This is a genomic window from Mesorhizobium sp. M0208 (genome assembly GCF_040322015.1).
In the GTDB taxonomy this organism is placed as follows: Bacteria; Pseudomonadota; Alphaproteobacteria; order Rhizobiales; family Rhizobiaceae; genus Mesorhizobium.
The window spans coordinates 59,693-81,435 of sequence record NZ_JAMYSP010000010.1 but is presented as its reverse complement, the minus strand read 5'-3'; the positions used below and the strand labels follow the sequence as shown (position 1 = coordinate 81,435).

The window sequence follows — 21,743 nt, the reverse complement described above, 5'->3', positions numbered from 1 at the left end:
GCCGAATTGAATGCCGATGAAGATGCAGCCAAGACTTGACCCGACCGGGCTTTTCGACGTCCGCTACGCCGGCTTCCTGGAGACAGTCGCGCATTTGCGTGGACGGCTGCACCGCTACTGTGCACGTATGACCGGTTCGACGCTCGACGCCGAAGACGTGATGCAAGAGGCGCTGTTCGAGGCCTATCGGAAGATCGAGAAGCTGGACGATGCGACTGCTCTTCGCCCCTGGCTGTTTCGCATTGCACATAATCGCTGCATCGATTTCCTGCGAAGCCGGCAGGTGCGTCAGCATGCGGAGGCCAATTTCGTCGAAGACGAGATCATCCTGCCGGTCGAGCCGGCGGGCAAGGGCGCGGATCGCGCGATGGAACGGCTGGTGATCCACCTGCCGCCCAAGGAACGCGCCTGCGTCCTGCTCAAGGACGTCTTCGACTATTCGCTGGAAGAGATCGCCGATCTCGTCGGCTCGACCGTGGGTGGCGTCAAGGCCGCGTTGGGCCGTGGCCGCTCCAAATTGGGCGCCTTGTCAGGCGAGCCAATCGTGCGTTCGGAGCCCCAACGCGATCCGGAACTTCTGGAATTGCTCAGCCGCTATGTCGAACTGTTCAACCGCCGCGACTGGGACGGGGTTCGGGCGTTGACCAGCGCCGACGCACAATTGCGGGTCGCGGATTGCTTCAAGGGCAGGCTGTCGGAATCACCTTACTTCGTCGAATATGAAAGAGCCTCGACGGCCTGGAAAATGGCGATTGGCATGATCGATGGCGAGGCGGTGCTGCTCGTGCTCCACCATGGCGAAGACGGTTGGAAGCCGGCCCATCCGGTTCGGATCGAAGCCGCTGGCGGGACCATAAATCGCATCACCGATTATTATGCCTGCCGCTGGATCATGCCGACGGCTGGTGCGGTGGTCGTTTCCAGGCCGGCCTAACCAACAGGACATGCAAGTGTCCGGCATCAACCTCAATGAAATGGGATCAATGCCGGACAAGACATAGGGGGCTTACTGAAGCTTCGCCTGCAAGGCGTTGACGTCATCCGTCGTCATTTCGCCATCGGTCGTCACCTTGCCGTCGACGATCTTCCAGAGCCGGAACGGGCCGGTGATGTCGCCGTACTTATCGAAGGCTACAGGGCCGATGACGCCTTCGTAGCGGATCGGCTTGCCGTCCTTGATCAGGCCGAGCGCCTTGGCGAACTCGTCCTTGCCGGCATAGATCGGCGTGCCGGCCGGATCGACCGCCTTGTACATCGCGTCCTTGATCTTGGCCGGATCCTCGGAGCCGGCAATCGCGATAGCCAAGCCGACAATGGCGCCGGCATCATAGGACCGGTCGGCCGCCGGGTTCGACGGCTCAATGCCCGAAAATTCCTTGTAGTTCTTGGTGAAATATTCGGTCGATGCGGTCGGGCTGGTGCCCGAGGAAGTGCCATAGGCATCCTTCAAATAGTCGGCGCCGACGGATTCGATGAAATCCGGGCTGTTCATGCCGTCATTGAGCAGGAATTTCTGGACACCGCCCTGCGAAATCCAGGTACGGGCGATGGTTGCGCCATCGACAGGCGTGCTGACGAGGTAAAGCCCGTCCGGTTCGCCGGCCATGGCCGCGGTTACCTCCGAGGCATAGCTCGACTGCTTTTCATTGTAAGGCGTGTCGGAGACGATGGTGCCACCGAGCGCCTTATAGGCACGCGAGAATTCCGCCACCATGTTGACGCCGAAGTCGTTGTTGACGTGGATGACCGACAGCTTCTTGAAGCCCTTGTCGATGGCATATTTGGCGGCGGCGACGCCCTGCAGAGCGTCCGAGGTGATGGTGCGGAAAAAGATGCCGTTGGTCTTGCCGTCGCGCCCGAGCGCCGTCAGCGTCGGCGACGACGAAGCCGGCGACACCTGGACGATCTTGGCCGGCGCGGTGACCGAGGTCAGGATCGGGATCGACACAGAGGAGATGATGCCGCCTATGATCACCGGCACCTTCTTGACCTGCACGAGCTGGGTTGCGGCGTCGACCGCAATGTTGCCCTGGCTCTGGCTGTCGCGCGTGTCGGTCGCGAGATCGCAGCCGCGCACGCCGCCGGCATCGTTGATGTCGCGGAAGGCCATTTCGACCGACTTGGCGCCGGCCTGGCCGTATTCGCCGGCCGGGCCGGTCAGTTCCATGACGAGGCCGACGGTGATCTTGCAGTCGGCGGCCTGCGCTGCGCCGGCCGCTGTCAGCAAGGCGAGCGCGGTGGTGATCTGAAGTACCGTCTTTGTCATTGTTGTTCCCCTTTCGTTACACGACTCTCATTCACGTCTTGAGCCTGTTCAGCCTTCCGGCACCTGCAGCCAGGTTTCATGCAGATGTCGCCATTCGACGCCGTTAGGCGCCGATGAACTGGTGGTGAAAACGGCACTCGAGCGACGGCGGCTGTGCCTGCCGGCGCGTTGCTGTGCCTCGACGTAGCAGACGACGATCGTGTCCCCGGCCTGCCAGTCGGCCCGGATGTCCTCGATCGAGATACTGAAATCGCCGTCGCAGCTGGCGCGGCTTGCCCTGACATGGTCGAGCACCGCGTCACGATCGAGGACCTGGCCATCCGGTGCAACCATCTGGAAGCCTTTGCCCATGACGCTTTCGAAGCGCCTGAAATCTGCATTGTCCGCACTTGCTGCATTGAACCAGTCGACGAAGAAGCGGTGGAGATCGACCACCTCGACGCTGGCGCGGGAAAGCAAGGAGGGGTTTTCGTCCATGGCCGCGTTCATTTCCTGCCTGCATTCAAATTGTAATGCATGATCGAGCCGTGGCGGCCGTGACGGTCGCGTTCCAATGTGTAGACGTCGCCCAGCGGCCCCCGGCTTTGCGCGATTACGGCAGCGATCCTCGCCCGTTCGTCTGCATCGAGCGCGACGTCCATGATTCTGGCATTGGCAAGGGCGTGCGCCTGGTTGCGGGCGCCGACGATGACGGCCGCCACTTGCGGCTGCTGCAGCACCCAGGCGCTGGCGATGGTGGCGATGTCGACACCGCGGTGGTCGGCGATGGCCTTCAGTGTGCGAAGCAACTCCTGGAAAAGCTCCCAGCCGCCGAAATCATCGATGATCAGCTTGTATTTGACCAGCGACCGGTTTTCGAGCGGCGTCTGCGGCTCGGTAACGCCAAGCCATTTTTCGCTAAGGAAGCCGCCAGCCACCGAACCGTAGCAGAGGAAACTGACGCCATGCCGGCTGGCGAGTGCTGCAAGGCTGTTCGCCGGCCGCTGGTCGAGCACCGAGTATTGCAATTGCTGGCTGACCAGCGGCACACCCGCGGCCAGGATCTCGGCCAGCCGCAGCGTGTCGAAGTTCGTGGTGCCGATATTGCGCACCTTGCCTTCCCTGCGGATTTCGTCGAGCCAGCCCATCGCGTCGACATAGCGGGGCACCGAATAGTCCCACCAATGGAACTGCACAAGATCGAGGCGCTCAGTCTTCAACCGCCGCAGCGACTGGTCGACGATGCTGCTGATGTAGTCGCGGCCGATCGTGGAGAGCCGTTCGAGGTCAGGCACCAGCTTGGTGTGCACCTTCATCTTGGCGGCAGCGTCGAGGCCACGCTCATTGGCAAGGCGCAGGCGCGCCGCACCAATCAGTTCCTCGACACCGGTATAGATATCGGCGCAATCATAGGTCCAGATGCCGGCGTCGAACGTGGCGATCAGGTCGCTCACCGCCTGTTGGCGATCGACCGCGCCGTGCCCGCCGGCAAGCTGCCAGCCGCCGCGAATGACGCGCGAGATCGTGTAGCCGGGACTCAGTTCGAATGCCTTGGCGGTCATCTCTGGTCACTCTCCTTCGGCAGCGGAACCGCCGTGGTCTCGGCATGGCTGAACCGCCGCTTGCCCGTCCTGACGATCCGCAGCCGGCTGGCGCAATTCGGATCCGGACAAGCGATCTCGGCGTCCGACGTCATCCAGTCGTTCCTGTGGGTCGGGCGCTGCTTTGCGGCCAGAAGCGGCAACACTGCCGCAATGGAATAGATCGAGAAACCTTGCCCCGCCGGCATCGACAGCATCTCGCCCTTCAACTCGAAATAGTCGCCGGGCTTGGCGCCGCAATAGATCGGCTTGCCCTTGGGGATAACCGCCTCGACGCGAAGGTCGAAGAGTTCGAAACTGTCGTCGGTCTCAGCCATTCAGATCTCCACCCGGGTGAAGGTGATGTCGCAGGCACCGTTGCGGCGGATCACGCCACAAGCGGCTGCGAATTTATCGCGATCCTCAGGCACCACCTGCGCGACGACGCTTCCGGCAAGCCAGCCGATCGGGAATAGCAGGCGTGCACCCGCTCCGTAGAACAGGCCGACGTCAAAGATGGCATTCGGGTTGCCGCCCCACATGCGCGGCGGCACGTAGGACAACACGATGTCCCCCGGCTGCGGCGTCAGCGTTGCGTTCTCCGCCGGCAAGGGCCTGGCATACGTTTGGCCCTCAAGTTCGGCTGATGGAACCGGGCAGGAGATTTCCGGCCCCGTCCACATAGCATGGATGCCGGCAACGACGCGCGGCTGCTCGAGATAGGCCAGCAGGAAGGCAGCGTTGTCGGGCGCCTTTTCAGGCAACATCAGCGCGGTCACGGAAAGCATCGAGTGTGGCTCGGTGATGCTGATGCCAGGCGCCCTCATGCCCTCAATCCTTCCTTGCTTGTGGATTGGAGCTTGTCGCGCAGAAAGGCGAAGGGCCGGCTGATGTCGGCCACCAGAGCCTCGCGCGCCGCTTGCGCATCCTGCCTTGAAAGCGCTGCGACGATGCTGCGGTGGTAGTGGGCCGTATCGACCTCGCCGGCGTCGGAAAAGGCGTAGATGGCTACGCGGATGCACGGTCCGGATTGCAGCCAGAGGCTCTCGATCATCGGGATCAGCACGGCGGAACCGCAGCATCGGTAGATCTCGAAGTGGAAGCTCTGATTGAGCGTCGCCTCCCGGTCGATGTCCTTCTTGTGCTTCAGCGCCCGCATCTCGTCCCACTCGCCGAGCATGGCCTCGACCGAAGCGATCTGGCGCGGATTCATGCGCGTCGCGGCCAGCGCGATCGCTTCGCCCTCGATCAGAGAGCGGGCGCGCAAGAGGTCGTCGATGCGCTCCAGCGTGATCGGCGGCACGCGCACTGAACGGTTGGGAAGCGCCTCCAGCGCCTTCTCGGTGATCAGCCGTCCGAGCGCCTCGCGCACCGGCATGGTGCTGGTGACCAGCGCGTCGGCGAGGCCGCGGATGGTCAGCACCTGGCTCGGCTCGAAAAGGCCGCCGATCAAGGCGCGGCGCAGCTCCGAATAGACGCGATCCTGCACGGTCTCGCGGCCGACCGGCGTAAGCTGGGCTGCGATCATCTCATTGTTCTTTTCGATGGCGGCCTTCTGCATAGGCAATCCCGGTCTTGGCCGTTTTCGGCTTGCGGAAGAAATTAAAGCCGAATAGCGTGATCAAAGCAAGCGTGATCACAAATCAGATCATAGGCGACGAAGATCGCTTTTCGGCCAGAGGAATTGATGAGCGACACGACGGAACGGCAGGAGGAGATCCGTACGCCGGTCCTCACGGCCAGGAACGTCCTCAGACGCTTCGGCGGCCTGGTCGCGGTCAACAATGTCTCGTTCGACGTCCGGCCGGGCGAAATACTTGGCCTTATCGGCCCGAACGGCGCCGGCAAGACCACGATGTTCGACCTGCTCGCCGGCAGCATTCTGCCGACCAGCGGCGAAATCCTCCTCAACGGCGTATCGGTGTCGGGGGAAGCTGCCCATCGCCGCATCCGCCGCGGCCTCGGCCGCACGTTCCAGATCCCCCGGCCCTTGCCTAACCTGACGCTGATCGAAAACGTCATGCTGGCTGCTCAAGGGCAGGCCGGAGAAAAACTGCTCGCCAATTTCCTGACGCCCCGGCGGGTCGCTGCCGAAGAAAGGGCTGCCGAGATAAGAGCCGTCGAACTACTCGAGCTCGTCACGATCGCTCACCTTGCGCACGAGCCGGCGCGCGTGCTTTCAGGCGGCCAGCGCAAGCTGCTCGAGCTGGCCCGCGTGATGATGGCCGACCCGGCGATCATCCTGCTCGACGAGCCGGCGGCCGGGGTCAACGCAACCCTGCTCGAGATCATCATCGACCGCATCCGCGACATCAATGCGCGCGGCATCACCTTCCTGCTGATCGAGCACAATATCGACATGGTGACGCGACTCTGCCACCGCGTGCTGGTCATGGCGAGCGGCCAGCTTCTGCGCGAAGGCACTCCGGACGAGGTGGCGCGTGACCCACGCGTCATCCAGGCCTACCTCGGAGGCACGGCATGAGCCAAAGGGTACTCGATGTCCGCGATCTCGAAGCCGGCTATGAGCCCGGCGTTCCGATCGTGCGCGGCGCCTCGATCACCGTCGACAAGGGCGAGATCGTCGTCGTCCTCGGTCCCAACGGCGCCGGCAAGTCGAGCCTTATCAAGGCCATCGCCGGCCTTGTCCCGATCACCGGCGGCACGGTGCTGCTGGACGGCAAGGATATCACGGCGTCGCCCGCCCACACCATGGTCCGCCTTGGCCTTGCCTTCGTGCCACAGACGGAGAACATCTTCCCGCTGATGTCGGTCGAGGACAATCTCAAGGTCGCCTGCGGCATTCTGAGGCCGCGCGAGGTCCCCGCCCGCATTGAGGAAATGTATGCGGTCTTTCCCGATCTCGCCCTTCAGCGCAGAACAGCCGCGGGCAATCTCTCAGGCGGACAGCGGCAGATGCTGGCCGTCGCGCGGGCATTGATCGTCCATCCCAAGGCGCTGGTGCTCGATGAGCCGTCGGCCGGCCTGTCGCCGAAATTCGTGTCGATGGTGTTCGAGATGCTGGCCGGCATCCGCAAATCCGGCGTCACCATCCTGCTGGTCGAGCAGAACGCGAAGGCAGCGCTTGCCATTGGAGACCGCGCCTACGTGCTGGTCGAGGGCAAGGAGCGGCACCAGGGCATCGCCTCCGAGCTCTGGAACGATCCGGTCGTCGCCGAACTCTACCTTGGCCAGCGCCGCCCCGACTTCGGGAAAGGAGGCGCGGCATGAACCTGCAATTTGTCGTCGACGGACTGCTGGCAGGCTCGATGATCGGCCTCGGCGCCATCGGCGTGACGCTCACCTATTCGATCCTGCGCTTCTCGAACTTCGCCCATGGCGACTTCATGGCCTGGGGCGCCTATGCGACGCTGGCCGTGGTTGGCGCCATTGGCGCGATGTTCGGCAAGATCGCGCCGATCGCGCCCCTCTCCTTCGGTTGGCCGCTGATCGCCGCGCTCATCATCGGCATGGCGGTTACCGGCCTGCTGGCACTGGCGCTCGATCTGGTGCTGTTCGCGCGGCTGCGGGCCAAGGGCCAGGCGATCATCGTGGTGATGGCCAGCTTCGGCGCCTCGATGGCGCTGAGAAGCCTGCTCGAATTCATCTTCACCTCGCGTCCGACCTATTTCAGCCGGGCCATCCAGATCGCCATGCCCGTCGGCTTCGGCATTCGCATCACCCCCGACCAGATCGCGCTGCTGCTGCTGACCGCCGTGCTCGTGCTCGGTGTGCACCTCCTGATGACCCGCACCCAGACCGGCCGTTCGATGCAGGCATTGAGCCAGAACGCGGCACTGGCGCGCATCGTTGGCATCGACGTCGCCAAGGTGGTGCGCGTCACCTGGCTCATCGGCGGCGCGCTGGCCTGCGTCGCCGGCGTCATGATCGGCATTCTCATTCAGATCCGGCCATTCATGGGTTTCGAGATGCTGTTGCCGATGTTCGCGGCCGCCATCCTCGGCGGCATCGGCAGCGTGCCCGGCGCCGTTCTCGGCGGTTTGATCATCGGCATGGCCGAAGCGGGTGCCGTGCAATTGATCGGCGCCGAATGGCGGGCGGCCGTCTCCTTCATCATCCTGATGGCGGTGCTGTTCGTGCGCCCCATCGGCCTTTTCGGAGTGAGGGAACGCTGATGGATCTGCTCGGCTACGGCGCTTTCTTCCTGACCACCGCGCTGATTTTTTCGCTCGTCACGCTCGGGCTCAACCTGCAATGGGGGCTGACCGGGCTTTTCAATGTCGGGGTCGCCGGCTTCGTTGCCATCGGCGCCTACACCTCGGCACTGCTGACCACGCCCGACGATGCCGCGCGGCTCGGCGGCTTCGATCTGCCGATCCTTGTCGGCTGGCTCGGCGCCATGCTGGTGGGCGGCGTCGCGGCCGCCATCACCGGCATCGCGACGCTGCGCCTGAGATCGGACTATCTGGCGATCACTACTTTCGGCGTCGCCGTCGTCGTGCAACTGGTAGCGCTCAATGCCCAGAAGCTGACCGGCGGCCCATTCGGCATCGGCTTCATTCCGCGTCCGCTCGGCGGTCTTGCCGAAACGCCGTTGCTGTTCAACCTTTCGAACCTTGCGATCGTCTCGGTGGTGACGCTGATCGTCTATCTCGCGCTGGAGCATCTGTCGCGCAGCCCGTGGGGGCGCGTGTTGAAGGCGCTTCGCGAGGACGAGCGGGCCGCGATATCCCTAGGTAAAAGCGCACGGTTCTACCGCGTCCAGGCCTTTGCCGTGGGCGGTGCCATCATGGCACTGGCCGGCGCGTTGCAGGCGCATTTCACCGGCTTCATCGCTCCGGACAATTATCTGCCGGCGCTGACCTTCCAGGTCTGGGTGATGCTGATCGTCGGCGGCTCGGGCAGCAACATCGGCGCCGTCATCGGCAGCATCCTGGTCTGGGCGATATGGGCCGGATCGGGAGCCTTGACCAGTGTGTTGTTCTCGCCGGAACAGCAGGCACGCGCCGCTTCGCTGCAGATCGTGGCGATCGGCGTGATGTTGTGCGTCATCCTTCTGGTCAGGCCGAACGGCCTGTTCGGCGACAGGCCGCGGCGCGCAAGGTTCGGCAAGGGCGCGAAAGCGGCTCCGGACGAGAGCGCTGCAAGGTCATGAGCAGCGTTGCCGTGCCACGCGGCCTTTCGCTATGGCACGCCGTCGGCCGTAACCGCCGCGACCGGCCTTCGCTCGAAGGTGCACTCGAGGTCGATCTGGCGATTGTCGGCGGCGGATTTTCTGGCCTTTCCGCCGCGCTGCACACCGCCGAGAAAGGCATCTCGGTCGCCGTCCTCGAAGCCGAAATCATCGCCTGGGGGGCGACCGGCAGGAACGCCGGTTTTGTCGTGCCGAATTTCGCAAAAAGAGACCCCGACGATATCATTGCCCAGCTCGGACCCGAACGCGGCGAACGCCTTGTCGGGTTCGCCGCCGGCAGCGCCGACCTCGTCTTCGACCTGATCAAGCGGCATGCCATCGAATGCGATGCCATCCAGAGCGGCTGGATACAACCAGCCCATTCACCGGCCGCTTTGGAAAAGACCAGATCGCGGGCCGAACAATGGGCAAGGCGCGGAAGGCCGACTGTTGCGCTGGACAGGCAAGCGATCGAGGATCTGACCGGCGTTCACGGCTATGTCGGCGGCTGGATGGATCGGTCGGGTGGCGTCCTCAATCCGGTCGAATATGCGCGCGGCCTCGCCGATGCGGCGGAAAAGGCCGGCGCGCGCATTTTCGAACATACGCGTGTCGCGTTGATCGATCACATAGGCGATGGTTGGGCTTTGAAGACGGCCTCCGGCTCGGTACGCGCAGGAAAGGTGCTGGTCGCCACCAACGCCTATGGCGGGCCGCTGGATCGCGCGCTGCAGCGAACCTATTTCCCGCTGAAAATCTTCCAGATCGCGACAGCGCCGCTGCCGCGCGAGATACGCACTCGCCTGCTTCCTGGCGGGCAAGGCGTCGGCGACACAAGACGCAATCTCTTCACCTTCCGCTTCGACGGCGAAAACAGGCTGATCACTGGCGGCATGCATGTTTTTGGCCCCGGTGCCGACACGCGGGTGCCGCGGGCGATCTGGCGGCGCCTGGCAAAACACCTTGACCTCCCGGAGATCCCGCCGCTTGAATATAGCTGGTCGGGGATGGCTGCCGTCGAGCCCGACTTCCTGCCGCGCCTTGTCGATCTCGGCCCCGGCCTGATCGCGGGCTTTGCCTGCAACGGACGCGGCATCGCCATGACGACGAGCATGGGCAAGGTGCTCGCGGATTGGACTGACGGAACAAAGCCTCAGGATTTGCCGCTGCCGTTTGCGCCGCCGTCGCCGATCCCGTTCCACGGCCTGACGCGGCACGCGCCAAACATGCTGCTTCCCCTAAGCATGCTGCGCGATCGGCTGGATGGCTGATCGACGTGCGCGTCCGTCCGCCGTCCTGATACCGAACCGCTAGACTCGCTCAAATCATGTTGTTAACGACAGCGGATGAAGCAGAACTATCTTTATCTCATCATCGGCGCTTTGGTCGTCGCCGTCATTGCCTTGGGCATTTACGTCTATCGCGAGGAGACCAAGCCGAAAGGCGTGGAACTTCGTATCGACGATTCCGGCATTTCAGTTCAGGAAAAGTAGACATTTCTGCTCCCCGACTTGCGCGCTGAAGCCGACTTGCACCGTCTCAACCAAGCTCCAAGGTCGTTATCGCATAGACACCGGACTGCGTGAGCTGCGGCGCCCTTCCCTTGTACATTCGAGCCGTTTCGAAGCCCGGTTGAAGGCTGGCGGACGACAGCAAATCTGCAAATTGCCCGCTGGTTTCGGGGACGTCGAGATGGACGTTTCCGGGGCCGCACATCTGCGCGAGCGCGGCGAAGAGACGGCTTGCCGTGTCCAGATTGTCGGCAAAGAGCGGGCCGACCTTGCAGCCGTCGCGGCATCGGCGCGCGACGCCGTATCCCGCAATTGCGCCGTCCTTGACCATGGCAAGCGCCATATGCGGCGGGCGCAGCCAGTGTTCCAGGAAGGACTGTCTCGGGCCGGGAAAGAAGCGGCGGTCATAGGCCAGTATGTCCGGCACGAGATCCGGCCCTATTGCGCAAATGTCACTGCCGACGGCTGCCGGAACATCCGGCAATCCGACGAACCGGATCGTCCGGTAGGCCGGTGCAAAACCCATGCTGCGGTAGTTGGCCTGCTGTTCGACGACGCCGTCGAGTCCGATCGTGCGGTTGCCGAGCCGCGCCATGCCGGCATCCCAGACCGCCTTGCCATGGCCCGCACCGCGCCTGTCCGGCCGGCAGATATAGAGGCCGATGAAGCCGAAATCGTCGCCATACGCCACAGCCGAAATGCCGGCCACCATCTCGCCTTCGACAAAGGCGCCGATGAAGCCCTGCGGGTCCGCTGCCTGGAACAGAGCGGCGTCGCCGAGGCCGGCATTCCAGCCTTCCTGCGCCGCCCAGTCGACAAGGGTTTCCACCTCTTCAAGTGCGAGTGTTCGGATCGTTCTGAGCATTTTCGATCACTCGGCGGCGCCAGGCGCGAAGGATTTCAACGCGCCATGATAAGACTTTGCCAACGGGCTTGCATAGGCGCCGCGCTTGGATGTCGTCAGGCCAAGGGCGATCAATGCCTCGGCCTGTTTCACGGCAGCGCCCACGCCGTCGATGACCGGAAGCCCGAATTCCCGCTGCAGCGCCGCCGCCAGATCGGCCATGCCGGCGCAGCCGAGCACGATCGCCTCGGCGCGATCCTCGTCGATGGCGCGCGCAATCTCGTTGCGCAGCCTGAGCAGTGCGTCGGACGCCGGATCTTCGAGGGCAAGAACCGGGATGTCGGCGGCGCGCACACGCGCGCGCCCTGCCATGCCATAGCGCTGCACCAACCCTTCGACCGGCACGCGCGAACGTCCGGTGGTGGTGACGACGGTGAAGCGCTGGGCGATGAACGAGGCCGTGCTGAGCGATGCCTCGCAAATGCCGATGACCGGAATGTTGGCCATGGCGCGCGCGGCATCGAGGCCGGTGTCGTCGAAACAGGCAATGATCGCGGCTTGCGCGCCCGAGCGTTCGCCGGCGGCGATCTCGACCAGCAGGCCGGGCACGGCAAGTGCTTCATCGTAATAGCCTTCGATCGATACAGGTCCCATCGACGAGGTGACGGCAACGATCTTCGTCGATTGGGCAGCGACCGATCGGGCCGCCGCCGCGATAGTGTCGGTCATGCTGGCGGTGGTGTTTGGATTGACGACGAGGATCTGCACTGTCAGGCACGCTCGCGGCGGCGGCCGACATAGACGATTGCGCCGAGCGTCAGCAGGATCACCAGGAAGGAAAACACGGTCGTCACGGTGCCCAGCGCATAGAGCACCGGCGTCGTGACATTGGTCGTCATGCCGTAGATTTCGAGCGGCAAGGTGTTGAACGTGCCCGAGGTCATCAGCGTGCGGGCGAACTCGTCATATGACAGAGTGAAGCCGAACAGGCCGACGCCGATCAGGCTGGGCGCGATCATCGGCAGGACGACATGCGCGAAGGTTTGCCACGACGATGCTCCGAGATCGCGCGCGGCTTCCTCGTAGGCGGGCGAGAACCGGTTGAAGACAGCAAACATAATCAGCACGCCGAAAGGCAAGGTCCAGGTCAGATGGGCGCCGAAAGCGGATGTGTACCAGGCGGGGCGGAAGCCGATCTGCTGGAAGACGACGCCAATGCCGAGACTGATGATGATCGAGGGCACGACCAGGCTGGCGACGGCCAGATAGAACAGTGCGGTTGCGCCGCGAAATTTCTGCCGGAAGGCCAGGCCGGCGAGCAGCGACACGGCGACAGTGACGACCATCACCATCAGGCCAAGGACGAGCGAGCGTTTGAAGCTGCCGCCGAAGTCGCCGACCGCCTGGCGCTCGAACAAATTGGCGAACCAGTGCAGCGACACGCCGTTCAGCGGAAATGTCAGACCGCCGTTCTCGCCCTGGAAAGAGAGGATCAGGATCGCCGAAAGCGGGCCGTAGAGGAACAACACGAAAAGACCGAAGAACGCCGCCAACACATAGAATTCGAGGGTGCGCTTGTCCTGGCTCATCGCCTCACAGCTCCTTGCGGATGTCGACGATGCGCAGGATGCCCGCGACCATCAGCAGCACCAGCACCAAGAGCACGACGGCGTTGGCGGCGGCTGCCGGATATTGCAGCAGCGACATCTGGTTCTTCATCATCAGCGCGACGGAGGCGCTCTGCCCGCCGGACATCACCTGCACCGTCGAGAAATCGGCCATCACCAGGGTGACGACGAAAATGGTGCCGATCGCCATGCCGGGCTTGGCGAGCGGAATGACGACGTTCCACAGAACCTGCCAGCCGGAAGCGCCGGCGTCGCGCGCGGCTTCTATCAACGACTTGTCGATGCGCATCAGCGTGTTGAAGATCGGCGTCACCATGAACAGCGTATAGAGATGCACCATGGCCAGCACCACGGCGAATTCGGAATAGAGCAGCCATTCGATCGGCTTCGGGATCAGCCCCATTTGCACCAGCGTCGAGTTGACCAGGCCATTGCGGCCAAGCACCGGAATCCACGAGATCATGCGGATGATGTTGGAGGTCAGGAACGGCACCGTGCAGACAAGGAACAGCACCATCTGCATGGCCGTGGTCCTGATATGGAAGGCAAGGAAATAGGCGACCCAGAAACCGATGAACAGCGTCAGCGCCCAGACGATGGCGGCGTATTTCAGCGTATTCAGGTAGGTTTTCCAGGTGACCCAGGAGCCGAGCGTGTCGGAATAATTGGTGGTCAGGAAATCCGGATACATCGCCGCGAAATCGTAATCCCAGAATGAGACCACGGCGATCATCAGGATCGGCAGCAGGAGGAACGCGCCGAGGATCAGGGCAAGTGGTGTTGCCTGGAGATAGGGTGCGATGGCGGCAAAGGAGCGCCTACGTCTGGCAGGCTTTGTGGCAATGGTTGCGGGCTGATCGAGTGCCACTGTCATCTGGAACAGCCCTGGGGTGTCGCAGAGGGCCGATAGTCCGGCACGCCGTGATCCTTCCCACCCCCCTCTGTCCTGCCGGACATCTCCCCCGCAAGGGGGGAGATCGGCAATTTGGCTGCTAGCTCTCCTCTTGAAGCATTGGAGATTGGCGAAATCAGAGATGACGGCGCAATCTCCCCCCTTGCGGGGGAGATGTCCGGCAGGACAGAGGGGGGTGGGAAGGAATGAGGCATCTCAGTTGTTGCCCGGCTGCATCAAGCAGCGATGAACTCGTTCCAGCGCTTCACCATGTAGCGGTCCTCGTCCATGACCGAGTTCCAGCAGGCGACCTTGCCCATGCGCTCTTCGAACGAGCCGCCGTCACGCACGGCGCCAGCCTTTTCCATGACCTTGCCGTCCGGCGACAGGATATCGCCCTTTGCCGGCTTGCCTTCGATCCAGTAGCCCCACTCGTCCTCGGACATGAACTTCTTGGCCGACACCATGTTGGCCGAGTAATAGCCCTGGCGGTTGAGATAGCCGCCAACCCAGCCGGACGTGTACCAGTTGATGTATTCATAGGCGGCATCGAGTTCGGCGCCGGAGAGATGGGCTGCCAGGCCAAGCCCGCCACCCCAGGACCGGTAGCCTTCCTTGAGCGGCTGGAACCGGCACGCGATGCCCTTGGAGCGGACCGCGGCCACGGCCGGCGACCACATCGACTGGATTACGACTTCGCCTGAAGCCATCAGGTTGACGCTCTCGTCGAAGGATTTCCAGAAGGCGCGGAACTGGCCGGCTTGCTTGGCCTTGATCAGGAAGTCGATCGTCTTGTCGATCTCCTCCTTGGTCATGTTGCCCTTGTCGGCGTATTTGATGTTGCCCGTTGCCTCCATGATCATCGCCGCATCCATGATGCCGATTGACGGGATGTTGAGGATGGCGGTCTTGCCCTTGAAGGCCGGATCCATGATGTCGGCCCAGGTGGTGATATCGCGGCCGACGAGGTCGGGGCGGATGCCAAGCGTATCGGCATTGTAGATCGTCGGCACCATGGTGAACCAGTTGGTCGGCGCCTTGGCGAAGACCTTGCTGTCCTGCGCCTCGACGTAACCGACGGTATGCGGCGCGGTGCCCTGGGCAATGACGCTGTCCGGCGTCAGCTTGCCGGTTTTGAACAGCGGCACCAGCTCGTCGTAATATTTCAGCTTGGTGACATCCATCGGCTGCAGGACGCCTGTCGGGAACACCTTCTTGCAGATCCAGTATTCGATGTCGGCGATGTCGTAGCTGTCGGGCTGCGTCACGGCGCGCTGCGCGGCGGCGTCGGAATCGGTTGCTGTCATCTCCAGCGTGATGCCGAGGTCGGCCTTGCACTTGTCGGCGATGGCATTGAGGTTGGATACGCCGGTGCCGAACTGGCGCAGCGTGATGTTCGATTGCGCCCAGATGGTCGGAAAGCCTGATATGGCGCCGGAACCGGCGGCGAAACCGACGGCGGCGGCACCTGTCTTGAGCAGCGAACGTCGCGATATTCCAGTCTTCTTGTCGGTGGTGTTGGTCATGTTCAGTTCCCCTGTTTTGGTTGGTTATGCTGGATTTCAGGAATCGAGACGGCCAAGGACGATCGCGTCCTCGGCATCCCAGGCGATCGGCACGGCGTCGCCGACGGCAACCGGCCTGGCGAAGAAGCTGGTGTCGTCGACGATCACCGTGAAATCCTCGATGCCGGCGCCATTGACCGAGAGCTTCACGGTCGAACCGCGGTACTCGACGTTTGCAATGATGCCGGTGAAGCCGAGCCCGGCTGCCGCCGGCTCGCCGATGCGCACGTGGTCGGTGCGAATGGCGATGTCGATGGGCTCCCCGGTCTCCCTGCCCTGCCCGCTCGCGGCGAGCGCGACGCCGCCGGGCACGTCGAAAACGACCATGCCGTCGCGACTACCGGTGACGCGGCCGGAGATGACATTGTGGTCGCCCATGAAACGAGCGACGAAGGGGGTGGCCGGCCGCTCGAACACCGTGCGCGGGTGCGCCGCCTGCTCGATTCGGCCGTCGTTCATCACCACGATCAGGTCGGCCAGCGCCATCGCCTCTTCCTGGCTGTGGGTGACGTGGACGAAAGTGATGCCGAGCGACGTCTGCAACTTCTTCAGTTCGGCCCGCATGCGGATCTTCAGGAACGGATCGAGCGCCGAAAGCGGTTCGTCGAGCAACAGCGCCTCGGGATCGGTGATCAGTGCGCGGGCAAGAGCGACACGCTGCTGCTGTCCGCCGGAAAGCTGCGCCGGGCGGCGGCTGGCATAGGCCTCCATCTGCATCAGCTTCAGCATGTCGAGTGCCTTGGCGCGGCGCTCCTCCTTGCCGACGCCTTTCATCTTCAGGCTGAAGGCGACATTGTCGATCAGGTCGAGATGCGGAAACAGTGCGTAGGACTGGAACATCATGGCAGTGCCGCGCCTGGCCGGCGGCAGGTCGGTGACCACCGTGTTGCCGAGACGCACGTCGCCACTCGATATGCTCTCGTGCCCGGCGATCATGCGCAGCGTCGAGGTCTTGCCACAGCCGGACGGACCGAGCAGGCAGCAATAGGTTCCCGCAGGGATTTTCAGGCTGATGCCTTCGACGGCAGTCGTCGCGCCATAGACTTTCGAAACGGACACAATGTCGATTTCGGCGGCTTTGGACATCCAGCTTCCCCTTTGGTCGGATTAGCCAAAGCATCATGCGTGCCAGTTGCGCGCCGCCGCACCAACCGACTGAATCCTCGAAGAAATCAGGGCCGCCTCTATATAGCTGCCGATACGTCACCCTTGTGCAATGCACAAATTATAGGCGATTGCCGCCGATCTTCGCAAAGATCGTATGCAATCTTTTTCATCTCTGTATTCACTTTGTCTCTCGTCCAAGCGATGCGATTCAGGGTAGAAGAAGGCAGGACCACTGCCATGAACATTGCCGACCAGACCTTCCCTGCTATCGAGGCCGCCAACGAGGATCGCGCGCAGGCGATCCGCGACCAGTTGCGCGACGCGATCGTCGATCGCCGGCTGGCGCCGGGAACCAAGCTTTCCGAAGGCGAAGTCGGCACGCTGTTCGATGTCAGCCGCACCGTGGCGCGTGCGGCACTGCAGATGCTTTCCTTCGAGGGATTGGTGCGCACCGAGCGCAATCGCGGCGCCTTCGTCGCCAATCCGTCGCCGGAGGAAGCGCGGCAGGTTTTTGCTTCGCGCCGGCTCATCGAACCAGGCATCGCGATTGCCGCCGCCGGACGGATGACGCCGGCGCATGTCGCCGCGTTCAAGGCCCAGCTCGACGAAGAAGGCCGTTTCATCGCCGAACGCGGACCCAACGCAAGGCGATCGGAGATCAAGGCGTCGGGGGATTTTCACCTGCTTCTGGCGTCGGTCGCGGGAAACGTCATCCTGCAGCGCTTCATGGAGGAATTGGTCGCTCGTTCATCGCTGGTGATCGCACTCTATGGCCGCTCGGGCATCTCGAGCTGCGGCCACAACGAACACACGCAGATCCTCGAGGCGCTGGAAAATGGCAATGCCGAACGCGCCAGCGCGCTGATGCTGCACCACATCGACCATATCGAGGCCGACCTCGATCTGCGCGTCAGGAGCGGCCCGGCACTCAGGCAGGCGCTCGAGTTCTGAGATCGCGTCAACGCACGATCCTCACACACATCGGCGTGCCAATTTCGATGGATCGGCCGGTGTCGGTCAGCCGGCCGGTTGCGGCATCACGGGCGAAAATCGAGATGCGGTCGGCATTCTGGTTGGCCGAGAAGAGATGGCCGCCCGAGGGCGTCAGTGCCAGATTGCGCGGCGTGGCACCGCCGCAAGGCGTATAGTCGACAAGGGCAATCCTGCCGGTTTGCTGGTCGATCGAAAACACCACGATGCTGTCATGACCGCGGTTGGAGCCGTAGAGAAAGCGGCCGTCAGGCGAGATCTGGATGTCGGCGCAGTGATTGCCGTCGCGCGCCTCGGGCGGCACGGCCGGCTTGCTGTCGATCACCGTAAGCTTGCCTGATGCTTCGTCCAGCGCCAGCGAGACAACCGTCGAATCCAGCTCGTTCATGACGAACACGAAGCGACCGCCCGGATGCAGTGCGAGATGGCGCGGACCCGCGCCTGGCGCAAGCGCCGACTCGGCGAGCTTCGTCAGGCTGCCGTCTGAGCCGATGCGATAGGACACCAGCCGGTCGATGCCGAGGTCAGCGACGATCGCCATGCCGCCGGCAACCGTCTCGGTTACGCTATGGGCATGCGGCCGCTCCTGGCGGGCAGGATCTGGTCCGGTCCCGCTATGGGCAATGCTCGACAACGGCGCTGTCAGGCCGCCATCCTCGCGCAGCCCCAAGACCACGACCGAGCGATCGGGGCCGCCCTCGCCCATGCCGTAATTGGCGACCAGCAGCTTGGTCCCGTCGCGCGTGATGGTGTTATGCGCCGTGATGCTGCCCAGCGTCGGCTGCTTGTTGATGTAGGACAGCGTGGCGGTCTGCCTGTCGAAACGGTAGGCCGAGACAACCCCTTCGCGCCAGGTGAACACTTCGGAGTTGGCGTAGACGTGGGAGCCGTCCGGCGTCACCGACAGGAAGGTCGGATTGTCGATGTCTTCCGTCTCGGCCAGTTTCTTTGTCTCCAGCGTCCCCTCGTCGAAACTGTAGACGCCCAGCCCGACGCCGCGCGCGCCCTGAAAATAGGGGGCGTCGCGATTGAGGCTGCCGACGAAAACCAGACAGGCATTCTGCATCACTTCCTCCCACGTTCCGCCGGCATTGGCCGCGACGGAGCCGCCAAAATTTCACCGAGACTCGCTTGCATCACAACCCCATATGTGAAAATACTATTCACAAAAGAAGATTGACGGGAGGATCGATCATGCATTTCGCTGGTCTGCGGCGCGCCCTGATGGACGATTCCCGCTCCCAGAGGAAGTCGTCATGAGCGGTTTCGCGCCAACCGTGGGCGTGGCATCGACACACCCCGCCAACATGCCTAGGGATCACGCCGATCTTCCGGTCTGGAACGCGGAGAACTGGTTCTACGAAGACTGGCCGGTCGGCCAGAAGATCCGCTCGCTGCGCAGGACCATTGCCGAGGGCGACAGCCATCTTTTCAACGCGCTGGTGCTCGATATCCATCCTTACGTGCAGGACCAGATGTTCGCCGAAACAGAAGGCATCTTCGGCAAGCGCCTGGTCGCCGGCGCCTTCGTGTTCTCGGCCGGGCTCGGCCTCGTTGCCACCAACTGCATCAACGCTTTTTCCTATGGCTACGACAAATTGCGCTTCATCAAGCCGGTGTTCATCGGCGACACGATCTATTCGATCCGCTCCAATCTCGACAAGAAACCCAAATACAAGGAGATGGGGCTGATCCGCGCCAGCTATGAAGTCTTCAAAGGTGAAGGAGAGCTTGTGCTTTATTGCGAGCACCTGCAGACGGTGAAGTACCGCAATCCGGCCGATTTCGCCGGCAAGACGGAGAAATAGGCAATGGCTGCCATTGCCGAACTGCCGCTGACCGGGCTCATCGTTGTGGATATGAGCCAGTTCTTGTCCGGCCCCTACTGCTCGCTCAGACTGCTCGACCTCGGCGCTCGCGTCATCAAGATCGAACGGCCGGATGGCGGCGACCTGTCGCGCCGTCTCTATCTCAGCGACACCGAGATCGGCGGCGATTCCACTATCTTCCACGCGATCAACCGCGCCAAGGAAAGCTTTGCCATCGACTTGAAGGACGAGGCCGACCTTGCGGCACTGCGCGGCCTGCTGGCCAGGGCCGACGTGCTGATCCAGAATTTTCGGCCCGGCGTCATCGAACGACTGGGCCTCGACTTTGAGGCGGTGCGCAAGATCAATCCGCGCCTGGTCTATGCCTCGATCAGCGGCTACGGCGAGGAAGGCCCATGGGTCAAGCGGCCCGGGCAGGATCTGCTGGCGCAGGCCCGCTCCGGCGTCATGTGGCTGAACGGCGACGAGGACCAGGGGCCGGTGCCCTTCGGCCTGGCGATCGCCGACATGCTGGCGGGTTCGGCCGCCGCGCAAGGCATCCTCGCCGCACTGGTGCGGCGCGGTGTGACCGGCAAGGGCAGCCATGTCGAGACCAGCCTGCTCGAAGCGCTGGTCGACTTCCAGTTCGAGGTGCTGACCACGCATCTCAATGACGGGCGCCGGCTGCCGCGGCGGTCGAGCTTCCGCAGCGCACACGCCTATCTGTCGGCGCCCTACGGCGTCTATCCGGCCAAGGACGGCTATCTGGCGATCGCCATGACGCCGATCTCGAAACTCGCCGATCTCCTCGGGCTCGAGGAGCTTGCGCCCTACCGCGATCAGCCGTCGACCTGGTTCACTGCCCGCGACGAGATCAAAGCGATCATCGCGCAAAAAATCGCGACGAAAACGGTCGACGAGTGGCTTGCCATCCTCGAGCCTGCCGACATCTGGTGCGCCAAGGTTTTGACCTGGCCGGAAATGATGGCCAGCGAAGGCTTCCAGGTTCTCGACATGCTGCAGACGGTGACGCGCGAGGATGACGTTTCGATCCTTACCACGCGCTCGCCGCTCACGGTCGACGGCATCCGCGCCAAGGTCGAGCGGGCCGCGCCACGCATCGGCGAGCACAGCGCAAAAATCCGCGCGGAGTTCGGGCTGTGAGCGACGTCATGCTCAAAGGCATGACCTGGAGCCATCCGCGCGGCTATGACCCGATGGTCGCCTGTTCGGCGCTGTGGAAGGAACGGACCGGCGTCACTATCGAATGGGACAAGCGCTCGCTGCAGGATTTCGAATCCTTCCCGGTCGAGGAACTGGCGCGTACCTATGATCTGATCGTCATCGACCATCCGCATGTCGGCCAGATCACCGCCGAGAACTGTCTGACGCCGCTCGATGTCGCCGGCCGGGAAGCCGAACGTAAAGCACTTGCGGCGGGCAGCGTCGGCCGATCCTATGCCAGCTACAACTGGCAGGGCCGGCAGTGGGCGTTTCCGATCGACGCGGCCAGCCAGGTGCAGGCGTGGCGGCCCGACATGCTCTCGGCTGCGCCGGCGAGATGGGCCGATGCGCTCGATCTGGCGCGGCAGGGCCGCGTGTTGTTGCCGCTCAGGCCGCCGCATTCGCTGATGGTGTTCTACACGCTCGCCGGTAATCTCGGCCGGCCCGCCGGTGAAGGCCCGGGCGACCATGTGGATCCTGCAATCGGCAAGCAGGTTTTCGAGATGATGCGCGAGATCGCGGCGCTCGTCGACCCGGCCTGTCTTGGCACGGACCCGATCGCGGTTCTGGAGCAAATGGCCGGATCGGGATCGCGGATCGCCTGTGCGCCGCTGATCTATGGCTATGTCTCCTACGCCATCGCCGGATTCCGGCCCAGCCGCGTTATTTTCGCCGATATCCCTGCTGCGGGCAATGTCGGTCCGATCGGCTCGGCGCTCGGCGGGACCGGCATCGCCGTGTCGGCCTTTTCGAAGGCCAGGCGGGCGGCCATCGACTTCGCTTACTGGATCGCCAGCGGTGACGTGCAGCGCGGCCCTTATGCCTCGGCCGGCGGCCAGCCCGGCCATGCGGCAGCCTGGGCGAATGCCGCCGTCAACGCCGCCAGCGGCAATTTCTACAAGGACACCCGAGCCACGCTCGAAGGTGCCTGGGTCAGGCCGCGGCACGACGGCTACATGGCCTTCCAGCAGGCGGCGTCAGATCGCATCAATCTTGGCCTGAGCGAAAGGCACAATGCGGCTCGCGTCGTTGCCGATCTCAATCGCCTGTTTCGGGCGTGATCGCTGGATTGCCGACCGAACTGAAGGCGCAATATGACGGCGCGCCGCAGAAGGTGCTGCCGTCGGCCTGGGCGGCACTTGGCCTGGTCGTCGTGCTCCTGGTTTCGCTCTACGGTCGCGAGCGGCACATGTCGGCGACCATCTGAGGCCGTCT

General features: G+C 63.3%; 25 protein-coding genes. 12 read left to right on the top strand and 13 right to left on the bottom strand.

The window, feature by feature from the left end:
* Nucleotides 1–16 precede the first annotated feature (16 nt).
* On the top strand, nucleotides 17–934 hold the full coding sequence (locus tag NKJ17_RS12950) for a sigma-70 family RNA polymerase sigma factor (protein WP_352505367.1): 918 nt from the start codon (nucleotides 17–19) through the stop codon (nucleotides 932–934).
* A gap of 72 nt (nucleotides 935–1,006) precedes the next feature.
* Here NKJ17_RS12950 and NKJ17_RS12945 read toward each other — a convergent pair whose 3' ends face one another.
* From NKJ17_RS12945 to NKJ17_RS12920, 6 genes are read right to left on the bottom strand one after another with little or no spacing between them, the layout of a single operon-like run.
* Entirely contained in the window at nucleotides 1,007–2,266 is a 1,260-nt protein-coding gene (locus NKJ17_RS12945) for an ABC transporter substrate-binding protein (protein ID WP_352505369.1), read from the bottom strand.
* Nucleotides 2,267–2,314: 48 nt separating this feature from the next.
* Nucleotides 2,315–2,743 (bottom strand): DUF4440 domain-containing protein, encoded by a 429-nt coding sequence (locus NKJ17_RS12940; RefSeq protein ID WP_352505370.1) that lies wholly within the window; start codon nucleotides 2,741–2,743, stop codon nucleotides 2,315–2,317.
* 8 nt (nucleotides 2,744–2,751) lie between these two features.
* A complete protein-coding gene (locus NKJ17_RS12935; protein ID WP_352505371.1) occupies nucleotides 2,752–3,807 on the bottom strand; it encodes an aldo/keto reductase in 1,056 nt (351 codons plus the stop codon).
* Nucleotides 3,804–4,163, bottom strand: coding sequence for a TIGR04076 family protein (locus NKJ17_RS12930; protein ID WP_352505372.1), 360 nt, complete (start codon nucleotides 4,161–4,163; stop codon nucleotides 3,804–3,806). Before NKJ17_RS12930 ends, NKJ17_RS12935 begins: the two co-directional genes overlap by 4 nt.
* On the bottom strand, nucleotides 4,164–4,652 hold the full coding sequence (locus NKJ17_RS12925; RefSeq protein ID WP_352688652.1) for a DUF3830 family protein: 489 nt from the start codon (nucleotides 4,650–4,652) through the stop codon (nucleotides 4,164–4,166).
* On the bottom strand, nucleotides 4,649–5,386 hold the full coding sequence (locus tag NKJ17_RS12920; protein ID WP_352505374.1) for a GntR family transcriptional regulator: 738 nt from the start codon (nucleotides 5,384–5,386) through the stop codon (nucleotides 4,649–4,651). The genes NKJ17_RS12925 and NKJ17_RS12920 overlap by 4 nt, the downstream gene beginning before the upstream one ends.
* Nucleotides 5,387–5,512: 126 nt before the next feature.
* Here NKJ17_RS12920 and NKJ17_RS12915 point away from each other — a divergent pair, with 126 nt between their 5' ends.
* From NKJ17_RS12915 to NKJ17_RS12890, 6 genes are all read left to right on the top strand, one after another.
* Entirely contained in the window at nucleotides 5,513–6,310 is a 798-nt protein-coding gene (locus NKJ17_RS12915) for an ABC transporter ATP-binding protein (protein WP_352505375.1), read from the top strand.
* Entirely contained in the window at nucleotides 6,307–7,056 is a 750-nt protein-coding gene (locus NKJ17_RS12910; protein WP_352505376.1) for an ABC transporter ATP-binding protein, read from the top strand. The genes NKJ17_RS12915 and NKJ17_RS12910 overlap by 4 nt, the downstream gene beginning before the upstream one ends.
* A complete protein-coding gene (locus NKJ17_RS12905) occupies nucleotides 7,053–7,961 on the top strand; it encodes a branched-chain amino acid ABC transporter permease (protein ID WP_352688649.1) in 909 nt (302 codons plus the stop codon). The genes NKJ17_RS12910 and NKJ17_RS12905 overlap by 4 nt, the downstream gene beginning before the upstream one ends.
* Nucleotides 7,958–8,941 carry a branched-chain amino acid ABC transporter permease gene (locus NKJ17_RS12900; protein ID WP_352688736.1) on the top strand — a complete coding sequence of 328 codons (984 nt, stop codon included), beginning with the start codon at nucleotides 7,958–7,960 and terminating at the stop codon, nucleotides 8,939–8,941. Before NKJ17_RS12905 ends, NKJ17_RS12900 begins: the two co-directional genes overlap by 4 nt.
* The gene (locus NKJ17_RS12895) at nucleotides 8,938–10,230 is read left to right on the top strand and encodes an NAD(P)/FAD-dependent oxidoreductase (protein WP_352505378.1); all 1,293 of its coding nucleotides are present in this window, start codon (nucleotides 8,938–8,940) and stop codon (nucleotides 10,228–10,230) included. The genes NKJ17_RS12900 and NKJ17_RS12895 overlap by 4 nt, the downstream gene beginning before the upstream one ends.
* Nucleotides 10,231–10,305: 75 nt before the next feature.
* On the top strand, nucleotides 10,306–10,452 hold the full coding sequence (locus tag NKJ17_RS12890) for a hypothetical protein (protein WP_023716676.1): 147 nt from the start codon (nucleotides 10,306–10,308) through the stop codon (nucleotides 10,450–10,452).
* A 46-nt stretch (nucleotides 10,453–10,498) separates the two neighbouring features.
* Here the strand turns inward: NKJ17_RS12890 and NKJ17_RS12885 are convergent, their stop codons facing one another.
* The 6 genes from NKJ17_RS12885 to NKJ17_RS12860 form a co-directional block, all read right to left on the bottom strand.
* The gene (locus NKJ17_RS12885) at nucleotides 10,499–11,335 is read right to left on the bottom strand and encodes a GNAT family N-acetyltransferase (protein WP_352505379.1); all 837 of its coding nucleotides are present in this window, start codon (nucleotides 11,333–11,335) and stop codon (nucleotides 10,499–10,501) included.
* Between the two features lie 6 nt (nucleotides 11,336–11,341).
* Nucleotides 11,342–12,082 carry an aspartate/glutamate racemase family protein gene (locus tag NKJ17_RS12880; protein ID WP_352688645.1) on the bottom strand — a complete coding sequence of 247 codons (741 nt, stop codon included), beginning with the start codon at nucleotides 12,080–12,082 and terminating at the stop codon, nucleotides 11,342–11,344.
* A gap of 2 nt (nucleotides 12,083–12,084) precedes the next feature.
* Nucleotides 12,085–12,903: an ABC transporter permease gene (locus NKJ17_RS12875; protein ID WP_352451583.1), complete on the bottom strand. Its 819-nt coding sequence runs from the start codon at nucleotides 12,901–12,903 to the stop codon at nucleotides 12,085–12,087.
* Nucleotides 12,904–12,907: 4 nt separating this feature from the next.
* Complete coding sequence (locus tag NKJ17_RS12870; protein ID WP_352688642.1) at nucleotides 12,908–13,816, bottom strand: ABC transporter permease; 909 nt, start codon at nucleotides 13,814–13,816, stop codon at nucleotides 12,908–12,910.
* Nucleotides 13,817–14,070: 254 nt separating this feature from the next.
* On the bottom strand, nucleotides 14,071–15,360 hold the full coding sequence (locus NKJ17_RS12865; protein WP_352451581.1) for an ABC transporter substrate-binding protein: 1,290 nt from the start codon (nucleotides 15,358–15,360) through the stop codon (nucleotides 14,071–14,073).
* Between the two features lie 36 nt (nucleotides 15,361–15,396).
* Complete coding sequence (locus tag NKJ17_RS12860; RefSeq protein ID WP_352688639.1) at nucleotides 15,397–16,485, bottom strand: ABC transporter ATP-binding protein; 1,089 nt, start codon at nucleotides 16,483–16,485, stop codon at nucleotides 15,397–15,399.
* Between the two features lie 258 nt (nucleotides 16,486–16,743).
* On the opposite strand from NKJ17_RS12860, the gene NKJ17_RS12855 reads away from it, so the two are divergent.
* A complete protein-coding gene (locus NKJ17_RS12855) occupies nucleotides 16,744–17,457 on the top strand; it encodes a GntR family transcriptional regulator (protein WP_023676076.1) in 714 nt (237 codons plus the stop codon).
* A 7-nt stretch (nucleotides 17,458–17,464) separates the two neighbouring features.
* Here NKJ17_RS12855 and NKJ17_RS12850 read toward each other — a convergent pair whose 3' ends face one another.
* Complete coding sequence (locus tag NKJ17_RS12850) at nucleotides 17,465–18,562, bottom strand: lactonase family protein (protein WP_352688636.1); 1,098 nt, start codon at nucleotides 18,560–18,562, stop codon at nucleotides 17,465–17,467.
* Nucleotides 18,563–18,752: 190 nt separating this feature from the next.
* Here NKJ17_RS12850 and NKJ17_RS12845 point away from each other — a divergent pair, with 190 nt between their 5' ends.
* From NKJ17_RS12845 to NKJ17_RS12830, 4 genes are read left to right on the top strand one after another with little or no spacing between them, the layout of a single operon-like run.
* Nucleotides 18,753–19,304, top strand: a complete 552-nt coding sequence (locus tag NKJ17_RS12845; RefSeq protein WP_352505387.1) for a MaoC family dehydratase — start codon at nucleotides 18,753–18,755, stop codon at nucleotides 19,302–19,304.
* A gap of 3 nt (nucleotides 19,305–19,307) precedes the next feature.
* Nucleotides 19,308–20,468, top strand: a complete 1,161-nt coding sequence (locus NKJ17_RS12840; RefSeq protein ID WP_352688633.1) for a CaiB/BaiF CoA transferase family protein — start codon at nucleotides 19,308–19,310, stop codon at nucleotides 20,466–20,468.
* A gap of 20 nt (nucleotides 20,469–20,488) precedes the next feature.
* Nucleotides 20,489–21,589 carry an extracellular solute-binding protein gene (locus tag NKJ17_RS12835; protein ID WP_352688733.1) on the top strand — a complete coding sequence of 367 codons (1,101 nt, stop codon included), beginning with the start codon at nucleotides 20,489–20,491 and terminating at the stop codon, nucleotides 21,587–21,589.
* Between the two features lie 8 nt (nucleotides 21,590–21,597).
* A complete protein-coding gene (locus tag NKJ17_RS12830) occupies nucleotides 21,598–21,735 on the top strand; it encodes a hypothetical protein (protein WP_352505389.1) in 138 nt (45 codons plus the stop codon).
* Nucleotides 21,736–21,743 lie beyond the last annotated feature (8 nt).

Coding starts and splice junctions, on each gene's coding strand:
- NKJ17_RS12905 (WP_352688649.1), top strand. CDS start 7,053: ATGAACCTGCAATTTGTCGTCGACGGACTGCTGGCAGGCTCGATGATC.
- NKJ17_RS12845 (WP_352505387.1), top strand. CDS start 18,753: ATGAGCGGTTTCGCGCCAACCGTGGGCGTGGCATCGACACACCCCGCC.
- NKJ17_RS12875 (WP_352451583.1), bottom strand. CDS start 12,903: ATGAGCCAGGACAAGCGCACCCTCGAATTCTATGTGTTGGCGGCGTTC.
- NKJ17_RS12870 (WP_352688642.1), bottom strand. CDS start 13,816: ATGACAGTGGCACTCGATCAGCCCGCAACCATTGCCACAAAGCCTGCC.
- NKJ17_RS12925 (WP_352688652.1), bottom strand. CDS start 4,652: ATGAGGGCGCCTGGCATCAGCATCACCGAGCCACACTCGATGCTTTCC.
- NKJ17_RS12895 (WP_352505378.1), top strand. CDS start 8,938: ATGAGCAGCGTTGCCGTGCCACGCGGCCTTTCGCTATGGCACGCCGTC.
- NKJ17_RS12935 (WP_352505371.1), bottom strand. CDS start 3,807: ATGACCGCCAAGGCATTCGAACTGAGTCCCGGCTACACGATCTCGCGC.
- NKJ17_RS12850 (WP_352688636.1), bottom strand. CDS start 18,562: ATGCAGAATGCCTGTCTGGTTTTCGTCGGCAGCCTCAATCGCGACGCC.
- NKJ17_RS12885 (WP_352505379.1), bottom strand. CDS start 11,335: ATGCTCAGAACGATCCGAACACTCGCACTTGAAGAGGTGGAAACCCTT.
- NKJ17_RS12890 (WP_023716676.1), top strand. CDS start 10,306: ATGAAGCAGAACTATCTTTATCTCATCATCGGCGCTTTGGTCGTCGCC.
- NKJ17_RS12860 (WP_352688639.1), bottom strand. CDS start 16,485: ATGTCCAAAGCCGCCGAAATCGACATTGTGTCCGTTTCGAAAGTCTAT.
- NKJ17_RS12840 (WP_352688633.1), top strand. CDS start 19,308: ATGGCTGCCATTGCCGAACTGCCGCTGACCGGGCTCATCGTTGTGGAT.
- NKJ17_RS12920 (WP_352505374.1), bottom strand. CDS start 5,386: ATGCAGAAGGCCGCCATCGAAAAGAACAATGAGATGATCGCAGCCCAG.
- NKJ17_RS12930 (WP_352505372.1), bottom strand. CDS start 4,163: ATGGCTGAGACCGACGACAGTTTCGAACTCTTCGACCTTCGCGTCGAG.
- NKJ17_RS12950 (WP_352505367.1), top strand. CDS start 17: ATGAAGATGCAGCCAAGACTTGACCCGACCGGGCTTTTCGACGTCCGC.
- NKJ17_RS12835 (WP_352688733.1), top strand. CDS start 20,489: ATGACCTGGAGCCATCCGCGCGGCTATGACCCGATGGTCGCCTGTTCG.
- NKJ17_RS12855 (WP_023676076.1), top strand. CDS start 16,744: ATGAACATTGCCGACCAGACCTTCCCTGCTATCGAGGCCGCCAACGAG.
- NKJ17_RS12940 (WP_352505370.1), bottom strand. CDS start 2,743: ATGGACGAAAACCCCTCCTTGCTTTCCCGCGCCAGCGTCGAGGTGGTC.
- NKJ17_RS12865 (WP_352451581.1), bottom strand. CDS start 15,360: ATGACCAACACCACCGACAAGAAGACTGGAATATCGCGACGTTCGCTG.
- NKJ17_RS12915 (WP_352505375.1), top strand. CDS start 5,513: ATGAGCGACACGACGGAACGGCAGGAGGAGATCCGTACGCCGGTCCTC.
- NKJ17_RS12945 (WP_352505369.1), bottom strand. CDS start 2,266: ATGACAAAGACGGTACTTCAGATCACCACCGCGCTCGCCTTGCTGACA.
- NKJ17_RS12910 (WP_352505376.1), top strand. CDS start 6,307: ATGAGCCAAAGGGTACTCGATGTCCGCGATCTCGAAGCCGGCTATGAG.